Annotated in this window: 15 protein-coding genes; 7 read left to right on the top strand and 8 right to left on the bottom strand. The window is 65.2% G+C overall.

What is annotated here, in order from left to right; genetic code table 11:
• Positions 1-40 precede the first annotated feature (40 nt).
• Positions 41-232, bottom strand: coding sequence for a hypothetical protein (locus NIBR502772_RS22645; protein WP_210412338.1), 192 nt, complete (start codon positions 230-232; stop codon positions 41-43).
• Between the two features lie 97 nt (positions 233-329).
• Positions 330-1,355 (bottom strand): NAD(P)-dependent alcohol dehydrogenase, encoded by a 1,026-nt coding sequence (locus NIBR502772_RS21405; protein WP_246848625.1) that lies wholly within the window; start codon positions 1,353-1,355, stop codon positions 330-332.
• 120 nt (positions 1,356-1,475) lie between these two features.
• Here NIBR502772_RS21405 and NIBR502772_RS21400 point away from each other — a divergent pair, with 120 nt between their 5' ends.
• Together NIBR502772_RS21400 and NIBR502772_RS21395 are read left to right on the top strand one after the other, a co-directional pair.
• Positions 1,476-2,207 carry a TetR/AcrR family transcriptional regulator gene (locus tag NIBR502772_RS21400; RefSeq protein ID WP_141141719.1) on the top strand — a complete coding sequence of 244 codons (732 nt, stop codon included), beginning with the start codon at positions 1,476-1,478 and terminating at the stop codon, positions 2,205-2,207.
• A 93-nt stretch (positions 2,208-2,300) separates the two neighbouring features.
• Positions 2,301-2,672, top strand: coding sequence for a VOC family protein (locus NIBR502772_RS21395; protein WP_141141718.1), 372 nt, complete (start codon positions 2,301-2,303; stop codon positions 2,670-2,672).
• Here NIBR502772_RS21395 and NIBR502772_RS21390 read toward each other — a convergent pair whose 3' ends face one another.
• The 4 genes from NIBR502772_RS21390 to NIBR502772_RS21375 all read right to left on the bottom strand — a co-directional run bounded on the left by NIBR502772_RS21390 (position 2,673) and on the right by NIBR502772_RS21375 (position 6,248).
• Positions 2,673-3,245, bottom strand: coding sequence for an MOSC domain-containing protein (locus NIBR502772_RS21390; protein ID WP_141141717.1), 573 nt, complete (start codon positions 3,243-3,245; stop codon positions 2,673-2,675).
• 117 nt (positions 3,246-3,362) lie between these two features.
• On the bottom strand, positions 3,363-3,587 hold the full coding sequence (locus NIBR502772_RS21385) for a hypothetical protein (protein ID WP_141141716.1): 225 nt from the start codon (positions 3,585-3,587) through the stop codon (positions 3,363-3,365).
• A 316-nt stretch (positions 3,588-3,903) separates the two neighbouring features.
• Entirely contained in the window at positions 3,904-5,151 is a 1,248-nt protein-coding gene (locus NIBR502772_RS21380; protein WP_141141715.1) for a ZIP family metal transporter, read from the bottom strand.
• Positions 5,148-6,248, bottom strand: coding sequence for a multicopper oxidase domain-containing protein (locus NIBR502772_RS21375; protein WP_246848624.1), 1,101 nt, complete (start codon positions 6,246-6,248; stop codon positions 5,148-5,150). The genes NIBR502772_RS21380 and NIBR502772_RS21375 overlap by 4 nt, the downstream gene beginning before the upstream one ends.
• Positions 6,249-6,351: 103 nt before the next feature.
• Here NIBR502772_RS21375 and NIBR502772_RS21370 point away from each other — a divergent pair, with 103 nt between their 5' ends.
• Both NIBR502772_RS21370 and NIBR502772_RS21365 read left to right on the top strand, forming a co-directional pair.
• On the top strand, positions 6,352-7,020 hold the full coding sequence (locus NIBR502772_RS21370; protein ID WP_141141714.1) for a metal-dependent transcriptional regulator: 669 nt from the start codon (positions 6,352-6,354) through the stop codon (positions 7,018-7,020).
• 94 nt (positions 7,021-7,114) lie between these two features.
• Positions 7,115-7,891 carry an alpha/beta fold hydrolase gene (locus tag NIBR502772_RS21365; protein ID WP_141141713.1) on the top strand — a complete coding sequence of 259 codons (777 nt, stop codon included), beginning with the start codon at positions 7,115-7,117 and terminating at the stop codon, positions 7,889-7,891.
• Between the two features lie 272 nt (positions 7,892-8,163).
• Here NIBR502772_RS21365 and arr read toward each other — a convergent pair whose 3' ends face one another.
• Together arr and NIBR502772_RS21355 are read right to left on the bottom strand one after the other, a co-directional pair.
• Positions 8,164-8,589 carry an NAD(+)--rifampin ADP-ribosyltransferase gene (gene arr / locus NIBR502772_RS21360; protein WP_141141712.1) on the bottom strand — a complete coding sequence of 142 codons (426 nt, stop codon included), beginning with the start codon at positions 8,587-8,589 and terminating at the stop codon, positions 8,164-8,166.
• A 64-nt stretch (positions 8,590-8,653) separates the two neighbouring features.
• Positions 8,654-9,577, bottom strand: coding sequence for an AraC family transcriptional regulator (locus tag NIBR502772_RS21355; protein WP_141141711.1), 924 nt, complete (start codon positions 9,575-9,577; stop codon positions 8,654-8,656).
• Between the two features lie 273 nt (positions 9,578-9,850).
• Here NIBR502772_RS21355 and NIBR502772_RS21350 point away from each other — a divergent pair, with 273 nt between their 5' ends.
• The 3 genes from NIBR502772_RS21350 to NIBR502772_RS21340 are packed head-to-tail and all read left to right on the top strand — an operon-like array spanning position 9,851 to position 13,118.
• Positions 9,851-11,197, top strand: coding sequence for a sugar ABC transporter substrate-binding protein (locus tag NIBR502772_RS21350; RefSeq protein WP_141141710.1), 1,347 nt, complete (start codon positions 9,851-9,853; stop codon positions 11,195-11,197).
• A gap of 26 nt (positions 11,198-11,223) precedes the next feature.
• A complete protein-coding gene (locus NIBR502772_RS21345; protein ID WP_141141709.1) occupies positions 11,224-12,192 on the top strand; it encodes a carbohydrate ABC transporter permease in 969 nt (322 codons plus the stop codon).
• On the top strand, positions 12,189-13,118 hold the full coding sequence (locus NIBR502772_RS21340; protein ID WP_141141708.1) for a carbohydrate ABC transporter permease: 930 nt from the start codon (positions 12,189-12,191) through the stop codon (positions 13,116-13,118). The genes NIBR502772_RS21345 and NIBR502772_RS21340 overlap by 4 nt, the downstream gene beginning before the upstream one ends.
• Positions 13,119-13,169 lie beyond the last annotated feature (51 nt).

The following is a 13,169-nucleotide window of genomic DNA, read 5'->3' as shown; positions in this document are numbered from 1 at the left end:
TCGTCCGTTACACCCGAACTTGCGCCTTCCCGACGCCGGCTCACGGTGGGACGATTTCAGTATGAGTGAGAAGATCGCTGACGGCGTGCAGGATCACGGCCCGCACCAGCACGCCCATGCCGCTCCGACAACGCAGCAAATGCGGACCGTAGGTCAACGCCGCCGGGAGGCGGAGGAGAAATTGGAGCACCACCTCCAGGAGGCTCGCCAGAAAGACGATGCGCATCACCATGCGGAGGCTCAACCCGAAGGAACCGGGCCGGTGGACAGCGAGGGCGAAGGACCCCTAGAAGGGTCCCCCGAGGAGAAGTGATCAGGGGGCACGCTGCTTAGGGGACCCGCAGGACCACGTTGCCCCGCTTGCGTCCGGTGTCCACGAAGCGGTGGGCCTCGACGACGTCGGCCAGGTTGTAGGTCCGGTCGATGACTGCCTGGTACGTGCCCTCCTCCGCGAGGTTCACAAGGTAGGCGACGTCGTCGGCGGTGTACGTGAGCTTGAGGCCGCCGAAAGTGACCAGCTTGCCGCTTCGGCGGCTCTGTCCTCGCGCGCCGAGCATGCCCTTGAGGTCGGCGATGACCAGGAGCAAGGCACCTCCCGGGGCGATACTCCCTTGCGCCCTCGCGAACGGAGCGTTCCCCACACAGTCCATCACGACGTCGTACGTTGTGCCGTCTGCGGTGAAATCCGCTGCGGTGTAGTCGATGAAGCTGTCCGCGCCGAGTGATTCCACCAGTTCCCTGTTCGCCCCGCTGCTCACGGCGGTGACGTGGGCGCCGAGGTGCTTGGCCAGCTGGATGGCGGCCGTTCCCACGGCTCCGGAGGCGCCGTTGATAAGAACAGTGTCGCCGGTCTTGACGGCCGCCAGGCTCAGGAACGTTTTCGCCGTGAGTCCGCCGAAGAGCAGCGTGACTGCCTCCTCGAAGTTCATGTTCCGCGGCTTGGCGGCGATCGGCCCGTCCGCCGGGAGCGACACGTACTCGGCATGCCCGCCAAACCGGGCGCCGAGCATCGCAATAACCTCATCGCCGGGCCGGAACGTGGTCACGCCCTGGCCGACGGACTCCACCACGCCGGCCACATCCATGCCGAGGACCCGGGTCCGCGGGCGGAAGAGGCCGAGGGTCAGGGCCGTGAGTGCCACAAGTCCCTTGGGGACATTGCGGCTGCGGACGCGGTGGTCGGCGACGCTGACCGTGCTGGCCATGACTTTGATGAGCACCTCTCCGGCGCGCGGAGCGGGCTGTGCGATCTCCTCGACGCGGACCACGTCCGGCCCGCCGAACCGGCGGTAGGTCGCGGCTTTCATGGTCCGGGCTCCCGCGGCTGTAGCGGCCGCCGGCTGGCTTGGGTTCATGGTTTGGCTCCTCGATATTCCATGAGGTGTACGACGTACACCTATCTGATGGGACTGACATTAGGTGTACTTAGTACACTTGTCAATGGAAGATGTTTGCAGCGTCGGAAGCAGGGAACAGTGGCTCAGCGGATTGCCGTGGAACGCCGGCCGCGGTTGAACCGGGATCGTGTGCTGCAGGCGGCCGTCTCCCTCGCTGATGAGGTGGGGAGCGGCCCGCTGAGCATGCGCCGCCTCGCCCAGGAGCTCGACGTTGTGCCCATGGCGCTGTATAAACACGTGGCCAACAAGGAGGAGCTCCTCGACGGCATGGTGGACGTGGTCATCGGCGAGATTGACCCTCCCGTTGCCGGTGCTGACTGGAAGAGCGCCGTGCGGCTGCGGGTGCTGTCTGCAAGGCGGGTGCTCCAGCGCCACAAGTGGGCCAGGCGCGTCCTGGAAACCCGCACCAACCCGACCCCCGCCGTCCTGGGCTACATGGACTCGTTCATCGGCATGTTCTTCGCCGGGGGCTTTTCCGTAGACCTCACGCACCACGTGATGCATGCCATCGGAAGCCGGATGTGGGGTTTCACGCAGGAACTGTTCGACTCCACGGCCACTTCCGATGGCGACGCTCCCGCGCCGGTGGCACCGGAAGTCCAGGCCGCCGTGTACCAGGAAATGTCCGCCAGCTACCCGAACGTCCTGCAAGTGGCGACTGCTGCCAGCCACGATGACGGCTCGGTAGTCGGCAGCGGCTGCGACGACCAGTTTGAATTCGAGTTCGCCCTGGACCTCCTCCTCGACGGCATCGAACGGCTGCACCAGCGGGACTGGACCGCCAGGGGTGCCCGACTCGAGCGGGGATGACCGGGAGCGGACGACGGCGGGACCTCCCGCCGTCGTCCGTTTGCGCCTGTGGGTATCATCGGAACACCCGTCCCTTTGAGAGTGGAGTTACTCATGCAGCTCGGCGCTTTTTCGATCAGCCTCACCGTCAAGGACATCGCGGCCTCAGCGGCGTTCTACGAGAAACTGGGCTTCAGCAGGTTCGGTGGCGACATCACACAGAACTGGCTGATCCTCAAGAACGGCGAGACCGTTATTGGCCTCTTCCAGGGGATGTTTGAGAAGAACATGCTGACGTTCAACCCGGGCTGGAGCCAGAACGCGGAAGCGCTGGACTCCTTCACCGATGTGCGCGACCTCCAGCGGGAACTCAAGGCCGGGGGCACGGAGTTCGTGTCCGAGGCCGATGAGGCGACCACCGGGCCGGGGAGCTTTATTGTCGTGGATCCGGACGGCAACCCGGTGCTGGTGGATCAGCACGTCTGACTAGGGCAGCCGCGACGCCCGCAGCAGTGTGGCCTCGCCGGCCCGTTCGGGCTCCAGCGGCACCGGGCTGACCAGCACTGCCGGTCCGCGGTGCAGGACGCCGTCGGACAACACCCGGCAACGCACACCGCCGCGCCCGCGCATCGCTTTGTGGGCGCCCGGGGCGAGCATCTCATCCATCCAGACGCAGGGGTGGGCGGGCCGCCCGGCCGTAAGCCGCACCAGGTCTCCCTGGGATTCCAGGGCAAAGTCGTGCCCCAGGAGCGGAGCCAGGTGGGCGCCTCGGAGCACAACGTTGCGCCGGGTCAGGAGCGGGTCCAGCTGTGCGGTCCCCAGCTCCGCAGCGATGGCCTCGAGTGACTCGATCGAGAACAGCGTGACTGCGGCGTCCATATGCGCGGCCTTGCCGAAAAACCGATCCCCAACGATGCCCTTGCCCGCCACGAACTCCACCCGCCCGGCATCCGTCGTGGGGACATCCGCGGCACCCTCGCGGGCCCGGCCGAAGTAGGCGTGCACCGGCGACACCAGGAGATGCAGGACCTCCACGCCGTACCGATAGGTTTCAGTCATGCCACAAAACTACTCCGCCGCGCGGGGGCTTAAGTGTCCGTTCGCGCAGTGGGGAACGGCTCCAAACGCCAGCGGACGACGGCGGGATGTCCCCGCCGTCGTCCGCTCGCCTTACTGCTATGCGGGGAGATCGCGCCTTTCGTGTGTCTGCCCGTAGGGGACATCGCGGCTGACGGCGACCGTGTAGTCGGTGTAGCTGTGCTGGGTGACCAGGATGCCGTGGCGGCTTTCCCTCATGGCGTGTTCGCGGGCCATTTCCACGGCGGTGTTGAGGTCGTTTTCGACCGTGTCAGGATCATGGGCTGTGATTGCCAGGACAAGGTCAGAGTGGCGCTTGATCATGGTGGTCTCTTTCTCGGCGGGATCCCGGGACTCTGGGGAGGCACAGGCTTCCGGGGCCGGGCGTACCCGGGGAGGCGGAAAGCGGTGGTTCCAGAGGGGTTGCCCGGCATCTCTGATGGGGCGGTGGCCGGCCGAATTGTCCGGCGGGCTGGATCGGCGGAAGCATTTGTTCCTGCGGATCTGTAGCCAGTGTGCCTGAGGCGGTGGCCCCGGGGCAATAGGCACGCCGAAAAAATCGGGGGAACCCAGCGAAACGTCAGAGTACGACGGCGGGAGGTACCGCCGTCGTACGCGCCTGGCCCAGGCCTGTTCTGGCCTAAGCCTGGACCAGCAGGCCGGTGGCGAACATCAGGCCCATTCCCAGGACGACGCCTGCGCCGGTGAGCGGGGTGAAGGTCTTGCCCGCGGGGTCCTTGAGCATTGGCAGGAGTTTGACGGCCACCTGGGCGACGGCCCCGGCTCCGATGCCGAGCAGGAAGGCTGAAAGGGCCGGCTGGTACACGGTCGCTCCGAGGAGGGCGCCGGCGGCCGCGGGCGCTCCTGCGATGAGTCCCAGGATTGCCAGGCGGCCCAGGCCAGGGGGCTGCTTGGCAAGCGGGGTAACGATCGCCAGGCCCTCGGTGGTGTTGTGGATGGCGAAGCCGACGATCAGGGACGCGCCCAGGGCGAGCGAGCCCACCGCGTACGCGGATCCGATAGCGAGGCCTTCGCCGAAGTTGTGCAGGCCGATGCCGATGGCGATCAGCAGTGCCAGACGCTGGGGCGCCAGACGCTGGGGCGGCAGGGCTGAAGGTTGGTGGGCGGTAGTCGAGTTCTGGTGCCGGCGCATCCACGCATCCGTTCCCTCGAGGATGAGGTAGGCGGTCACGGCGCCGAGGAAGACGACCATGGGGCCGCCGAACGCGCCGCTGCCGGCCACGAGTCCCACGGCTTCGAGGGTCGCGTCGATGGCCAGGAAGGCCAGCAGCCCGACGGTGACTCCCAAGAGGACGCGGACCCAGGACGCGGACGAACGGCGCACGAACGGCATCCACAGCATTCCCAGGGCCACGGGTATCACGCCAACATAGATCCCCATGAGCAACATGAGTCCGAAGAAGGAGCTGCCGCGCTCCGGACTCAGGGCGGCCGCGTCAATAACCGCCGGGATCTTGCCGCCGTTCGAGGTCACCAGCGCCACCTCGTAGGGGTCACCTTCCACCCAGTTGTAGATGATGGTGAGGGTGGTGGACTCCAGCGGCGCCATGGTTTCCCGGGTCTGCGTGAACACGGCGTAGTAGTCCGAGACATTGACCTGCGCGATGGACACCGGATCCGGTCCCTCGTTCCGGACGGTGATGGCGATCTGTCCGGCCGTCAGGCGGACGTCTTCGACGGCGACCTCCTCCTTCGGCGGAACACCCTCGGAGAGTTTGTTGAGACCGGGTGCGTTGAGCAGGGTGAACAGCCCCAGCAGCATGGCGATCAGGACCAGCGGCCCAATGCCGAGCAGCCACCGAGGGACCGGCGGCCGCCTGTGGGGTGCTGCGGCCAGGGCGTCAGCCGACTTTTCGTCAAGGCTCATGATGGGCTCACCTCGAAGAAACCCATCCAGCCCAGTTCAGCGAACTCGGTCTTGTGGGCGTGGAACATGTACTTGCCCGGGTACGGGAAGCGGATCTCCACAATGCCCCGCTGGCCCTGTACCTGGGAGATGGTGTCCGTGAACTCAGCGGGAGTCAGCATGGTGCCGGTGGGGTAGTAGTGGAAGAAGTTCCCGTGCACGTGGAAGGAATTGATCGGATCGTATTCGAGGACGTTGATCAGGTGGATCCGGACCAGCTCGTGCTGCCTGACCTGGACAGGGAAGTCCATGAAGTGGAAGGGCAGCCCGTTGACGGAGTAGAACTCGTTGTCGTCGCCGCCGTCGGTGTTGTAGCCGTTCATCACCATGACCATCTCGTTGTCGGCTTTCGGCCGGCCTTCCTTGGGTTCGATGATGAAGCCGCCGTAGAGGCCCTTGGCGATGTGCGGGGCCAGCGGTGACTGGTGGCAGTGATAGAGGTGGGTGCCGAACGGGGTGGCATCGAATTCGTAGGTGAAGCTTTGGCCCGGGGCGATGGACCCGGCGCCGATCCCCGGGGTGCCGTCCATCTCTGCCCGGTGGATCCCGTGGAAGTGGATGGTGTGGAGGTGTGCGCCAGCGTTGGTGAAGTGGATCCTGAGGGCGTCGCCTTCCTGCGCCCAGAGGGTCGGACCGGGGATCCGGCCGTTGTAGCTCCAGCCCGGGAACGTCACGCCCGGGGCGATCTCGAAATCTTTGTCCACCGCGACGATGTCCCACTCCCGGAGGGTGCGGCCGTCCGGAAGAGTGCTGGTTTTCCCCCGGTCAAAATCGTGCAGGATCGCGGTTGGGTCGATCCCGGCGCGCTCCGGCGGGACGGACCCGCCGGCGAAGCCTGCGTGACCGGCATGGTTCGCCAGGTGGCCGGAGTCCGTGCGGGACGAACCAGCGCCTGCCGCAGAGGAACCGTCCGTGGTGGTCTTCGCCGCCTGACCGGAGACCGTGCCGTGCCCGGCATGGTGCCCGGGATCCTTGGAGTCCAACGGCACCCATCCGACCAGCGCAGGCGCCGCGGCGAAAGCCGCCGCTCCTGCGAGCATGGCACGGCGCGTCGGCATCGTCTTTCCTTTGGTTTTCGGCGTGCCGTCCATTTTATCTCCATTGATCAAACACTTTTGTTAGGCCAGTCTAACATTCATGTTCGGCTGGTAATATGGGGATATGACCGTCTCCGAGCTGACAGCTTCCGCGCAGGACTACCTGAAGATGATCTGGTCCTCAACGGAATGGGCAGAGGCTCCCATCACTGTTGGCGCCATGGCCGAGCGGATGGCGGTCAAACCGTCAACCGTTTCGGACGGCATCCGTCGGCTGGCAAAGCAGGGCCTGGTCACTCATGCCCCCTATGGCAGCATCGAGCTGACGCCCGCCGGCCGGGCACACGCCGTCGAAATGGTGCGCAGGCACCGCCTCCTGGAAACATTCCTCGTACAGATTCTGGGATACGGCTGGGATGAGGTGCACGACGAGGCCGAGATCCTTGAGCACGCCGTTTCCGACACCATGATCCGGCGCATCGACGAGAAGCTTGGCCACCCCACGAGGGATCCCCACGGAGACCCCATCCCCTCGGGGGATGGGCTGCCCCACCCGCCGCAAGGGGATCCCCTGACATCCGTGGAACCGGAACAGACGGTCACCATCACCAGAATCTCGGACGCGGACCCGGACATGCTCCGGTACTTCACCCAGCTCGGGCTGGGACCGGACACCCGGCTCCAAGTCTTGGCACACCGCCCGTATGCTGACGTGACCACGATTCGGGTTGGGGACCGCGACGTTGATCTGGGCCCCTCCGCAGCAGAATCCATCTGGGTAGTGGCAAATTAAAGGGCCCTCCGGACGGCGTTCCGGGTTGGCCCGTCTATGCCCGCCGTGCCCTGCACCACAGCGCCCTGGCCGTGCGTAAAGATAGAGTGTCACGGTGAAGATTGCCCTGGCTCCCGACGGCGCCGAACTGGCGTGGGTCGAAGAAGGGCAGGGCGAGCCCCTCCTTCTGGTCGCCGGCCAGGCAACGGCCATGGACGGCTGGGGACCAACAGCCAAGGCCCTCGCTGAGCATTTCCGCGTTATCCGCTTCGACCACCGGGGGATCGGCGGGAGCAGCAATGGCGACGCCGGCCGCTACACCACGAGGCTCCTTGCCGCCGACGCTGTTGCAGTCCTCAAAGCGGCGAACGTCGAGTCGGCACACGTGTACGGCCACTCCATGGGCGGGCGGGTGGCCCAATGGCTCGCGATCGACCATCCGCAGAGTGTTTGCACGCTGATCCTTGCCGCGACCAGCGGGGGCAAGCTGCCCGGAGCCGAGCCCACCAAGGACGCCATGGAAGCTCTGGTCAGCGGCGACATGGTGCGCCTCGAGCCCCTCTTCTTCGCACCGGAATGGGCTGCGGACCGCCCGGAGGCAACACACACCTTCTTCAATTCGCGGGCCACGGCCTGGGCCAAAGCACGCCACTTCCGCGCCAGCCGGGACCACGACGCATGGAGCCAGCTCGGCTCCATCGAATCTCCCACCCTCATCCTCCACGGCACCGATGACGCTCTGACGCCCATGCCAAACGCCCTCCAGCTGCACCGGCACATCCGCCGCTCCACGCTGGTCAAGGTCCCGGGCGCCGGCCACGGCCTCCACCTGGACCGCCCGGAAACCATTCAGTGGATCCGGCAGTTCATCGCCGCTAAAGCACCCCTCTGAAACAGAGAGCGGACGACGGCGGGAGGTCCCGCCGTCGTCCGCTCCTCGGCGGTGCGCGGATTCAGGAGCTAAAGATTTCCTTGGCTACCGCGATGGAACAAGCTGGGCGGAGGCGTCTGCGGTGGGCTAGATTTTGAGCAGCCCGGTGCGCTGTAGCCAGGATTTGATGTCCGGTCCGGCATCCTGGACCTCCTCGCCCCGCACTGCCAGTCCCTCGCCGATCCGGCGGGTCTGCCCGGCCGGAGCTCTCTGCGCCTGCGCAGGGCTGGAGTTCAGTTGATTGCCTCGATGCCCAGCCGTTTGAGTTCTTCAAGGTGGTCCCGCATGTTCTGAAGCACCTCGGGGGAATGGGGCTGCCAATCCAGGATCTCGTCAACTACCCGCAGGGGCTCCTGGGTACGGTATGACCTCGTCGGGTTGCCCGGGAACCTCTTGTCCGTCAGATGAGGATCATCCTCGAAGGGGCCTGTGGGTTCCACCCGGTAGATCCGGCCTGGTCCCTCGCCCACCCCGAGTTCCGCTCCCCAGGTGGCCGCATCCAACGTCGCGGTCAGGTAGATGTAGTTCGCCGTCTTTCGCTCCCCGAAATTCGAGGCATAGCCGGGTTTCAGCAAGTCCCCGGGCTTCAGTTCGGCTTTGGTGCCGTGGTAGAAGGGCCCGGGATCTTTGGCCTGCGGCGACGTTGGTTCCTTCTCCATGCGGCCTCCTCGAAATTTGGCTTTCACTCTAGCTCGCCGATGGCTTTGGACGCGTCGGAAGTGCTCAGCCCTGCACCCGTTGGCGGTAGCTCCGGGGTGTCTCGCCGGCGTCGTTGAGGAAATGCCGGTTGAAGTTGGACAGGTTCGAAAACCCGACTTCGTAGCAAATGTCCGAGATGGGTTTGTCGCTGCGCTCCAGCAGCCGCCGTGCATGGGCCAACCGGAGTTTGCGGACCAGATCGCTGAAGTTTTGGCCGGTGGCGCGCTTGAAGTATTTCGAGAAGGTTGGTTCGGACATTCCCACCAGGGCCGCCGCCTCGGACATCTTGACGCTGCCGGCGTGATTGCCGAACACATACTCCAGGACGATGTCCACCACGGCCGCGGCCTGTCCGTCCAGCTGTGGCCTGAACCATTCGTCCGCAAGGTAGCGCCGGTCCTGCAGTGGTGACTGCGCAAGAATGGCGAACAGTTCCACCAGGTGGTGCAGCCGTCCTAACCCGGTGGACGTGCCCATCGCTTCGATGGAGGCGGCCGCATCCCGTGCCGTGCGTCCGAGGAACTCGATCCCGCGGGCGGACTGTTCCAGCAGGGGCTCGATCTCGGCCAGCTCCGGAACCAACGCCGCGGTCTGCTCCACCCACTTTCCATCGAACTGGATCAGGGCGTCCCTGCCTTCAATGACCTCGCCGGGCTCGAGGTCGCTGACCCAGTCGTGGGGCAGTCCTGATCCCACCAGGGACACGTGCCCTGCCTCGAATGTGCCGATATGGTCCCCGACGATGAACTTGCCAGTGCCCTTCCTGATCAGGTGGATCTCGTACTCGGGATGGTAGTTCCAGCGGGCCGCCGCGGTGGGATAGTCATGCTCATGCCACCGGACAGAATGGTTCGGATCCGGCGGTACGACCTCGCGGCTGGCACGCATACCCAGTAGTCTTTCGGCGAGCCTGGCCGATGCCCCGTCGCTGGGATCTGCAGCGCTCATAGTGGTTCTCCAGGGATCCGGGTTCATGAAATATGGACAGCGCCGTTGGCGCCTTCCCACAGTAGCGCCTGCGCACGGAAAGCCGGTAGGGAAAATTAGTATCAGAAACTGGCATCCAGGGCGCTAGTTGTGCCCTACCCCACACGCCTAAAGTTGAGGAATACCAGCCCGGCACATCGAAATCCCGATGACCGGACCCCCCAGGCCGAGTACGTCGATACCGCAGTCGACGCGAGCTGGTTGTGTACCCCCTGAAGAACAAAGGAGTCCTCAATGCGCCCAAAAATGCGCGCTGCCGCGATTGCCGCCGGCGCCCTGTGCGTGGCCCTTAGCGCCTCGGCCTGTGCCGGCGCCGGCGGAGGCAATTCCGCCGGAGACCCCAACAGCATCAACGTCCTGATGGTGAACAACCCCCAGATGGAGGACCTGCAGCGGCTCACCGCCGATAATTTCACCAAGGAAACCGGCATCAAGGTCAACTACACGATCCTGCCGGAGAACGACGTCCGCGCCAAGATCAGCCAGGAGTTCTCCAGCCAGGCCGGCCAGTACGATGTAGCCTCGCTGTCGAACTACGAGATCCCGTTCTACTCCGCCAATGGCTGGCTCGCACCGCTGGACAACGTAGCCAACGATGCCGGCTTTGACCAGGACGACATCCTGCCGGCGTACACGGCCTCGCTTACCGGAGAGGACGGCAAGCTTTACGGCGAACCGTTCTACGGCGAGTCCTCCTTCCTGATGTACCGGAAAGACATCCTGGAGGCCAAGGGCCTGACCATGCCGGAGAAGCCCACCTGGGATGAAGTCGCGGCAATAGCGGCGCAGGCCGACGGTGCTGCTCCGGGGATGAAGGGGATCTGCCTGCGCGGCCAGCCGGGCTGGGGCCAGGTCTTCGCACCGCTGACCACCGTGGTGAACACGTACGGCGGCACGTGGTTCGACAAGGATTGGAATGCACAGGTCAACAGTCCGGAGTTCACGGCAGCGGTGGAGTTCTACACCAAGCTGGTCCGCGAACACGGTGAGGCAGGAGCCGCGCAGGCGGGCTTCACCGAGTGCCTGAACAACATGAGCCAGAGCAAAGTGGCCATGTGGTACGACGCCACGTCGGCCGCAGGCGCCCTGGAAGCCGATACGTCACCGGTGAAGGGGAAGATCGGCTACGCCCAGGCCCCGGTCAAGGAAACCAAATCCTCCGGCTGGCTCTGGACCTGGTCATGGGCTGTGCAGGCGGCCTCAAAGAAGCAGGACGCGGCGGGGAAGTTCATCGCCTGGGCCAGCTCGAAGGACTACGAAGCACTCGTGGCGTCCAAGCTCGGCTGGGCAAAGGTTCCCTCCGGCAAGCGCATCTCCACCTACGAGAACAAAGAATTCCAAAAGGCGGCGCCGTTCTTCGAGGCCGAACGCTTCGCCATTGAGAACGCCGACCCGAAGAACCCTGGCACGCAGGAACGTCCCGCCGTCGGCATTCAGTTCTTCGGTATCCCGGAGTTCGCCGCCTTGGGCACCAACGTCTCCCAGGGCGTCAGCTCCGCCATCGCGGGCCAGGGCACTGTGGCCGACGCACTGGCCAAGGGCCAGGAAGCCGCCCAAAAAGTCGGCAATAAGTACAAGTAGCAATGACCGAACAGCAGGAGAACCTCATGACTACCGCAACGGCGCGCATCTCCCGCCCGGGACACCACGCAGCCAAACCTCAAAGAGACACCCGGTCGCGGGAACGCGCCCTGGCCTGGGCCCGGCGTGCACCGCTGCTTCCGGCCCTGATCTTCCTCATTCTTGTCACCCAGCTTCCGTTCGTGGTGACGCTGATCATCTCGTTCCTGAACTGGAACAGCCTGAGCCCTGACAAGACGGCCTTCGCCGGCGTGGAAAACTACGTCACGGTCCTCACCGATCCGGACCTGCGCCAGGCCATCTTCACCACCATCCTCCTCACCGTCTCGGTGGTCCTGGCCAGCCTGGTCGTCGGGCTGGGCCTGGCCCTGCTGCTGGACAAGAAGTTCATCGGCCGCGGACTGGCACGGACGCTGCTGATCGCACCGTTCCTGGTGGTGCCCGTCGCCGCGGCCCTCATCTGGAAGCACGCCTTGCTCAACCCCACCTACGGGCTGATCAACGGCATCCTGACCTGGCTCTGGTCCCTCTTCGGCAGCACCACAGCGCCCCAGCTGGACCTGCTGTCCCAGGCCCCGATGATGGCCGTCATCGTGTCCCTGGTCTGGCAGTGGACGCCCTTTATGATGCTCATCCTGCTCGCGGGCCTGCAGTCACGTCCCATGGACACTGTGGAGGCGGCCCAGATGGACGGCGCCACACCGTGGGCGATCTTCCGCCACCTCACCCTGCCGCACCTGCGCCAATATCTGGAGCTGGGCGGTCTGCTCGGCGCGATCTACATCGTGCAGAACTTCGACGCAGTCTTCACCCTTACCGCAGGCGGGCTGGGCACCGCCAACCTGCCGTACGCCATCTACCAGACGTTCTACTTCGCCAACGAATACGGCCTGGCTTCCGCCGCCGGCGTCGTAGTGGTCATTGGCACCATCATCGTGGCCACTTTTGCCCTCCGCACCGTCTTTTCGCTCTTCAAGAAGGAGGCAGCACGATGAGCACACTCACTCCTGCCGCACCCCGTGAGTCGGGCCAGGCCCGTTTCACATCACTCGCCGCACGCGCCACCGGACCACTCCGGCGAGGCAAGTCGCGCATGGACCCCACCCGCAACAACACCGCCGCGGGCCTGGCGGCCTGGCTGCTCGCACTGCTCTTCGCCGCCCCTGTGATGTGGATGATCCTCACGTCCTTCCACTCAGAAACGGACGCCGCCACGAACCCGCCGTCCATAGCTGCGAACCTCACCCTGGACGCGTACCGGGAGTTCTTCGGCGAAACATCCGGCGTCAGCCCTTGGCCGGCGCTGATCAACTCCGCCACAGCCTCCATCCTGTCCACAGTCCTCGTGCTGGTCCTGGCCATACCTGCGGCCTATGCCCTGTCCATCCGGCCGGTGAAGAAGTGGACAGACGTGATGTTCTTCTTCCTCTCCACGAAAATGATGCCGGTGGTGGCTGCGATCCTGCCCCTCTACCTCTTCGCCAGGACGGTCGGGGCCCTGGATAACATCTGGTTCCTGATCCTGATGTACACGTCCATGAACCTCCCGATCGCGGTCTGGATGATGCGGTCATTCCTCGCTGAAGTTCCGGTCGAAATGCTCGAAGCCGCCCAGATCGACGGCGCCGGGCTGCTCCTCACGCTTCGCAAGGTGGTGGCACCCGTCGCGATGCCCGGCATCGCCGCGACCGCCCTGATCTGCTTCATCTTCAGCTGGAACGAACTGCTCCTGGCCCGGGTCCTCACCGGCGTGGTGGCGGGAACGGCGCCCGTCTTCCTGACCGGCTTCGTTTCAGGCCAGGGCCTCTTCCTGGCGAAGGTCTGCGCGGCCGCCGTCGTGATCTCCCTCCCGGTGCTGTTCGCCGGGTTCGCCGCCCAGGACAAGCTCGTCCAGGGCCTGTCCCTCGGCGCCGTGAAATAACGGGTTCAGGCACCCGGCCCTCCACTTCCGAATTCCCGAAAGGACCACTCC

This window comes from Pseudarthrobacter sp. NIBRBAC000502772, assembly GCF_006517235.1.
Taxonomy (GTDB): Bacteria; Actinomycetota; Actinomycetes; order Actinomycetales; family Micrococcaceae; genus Arthrobacter.
This window is presented reverse-complemented; position numbering and strand designations above follow the sequence as displayed.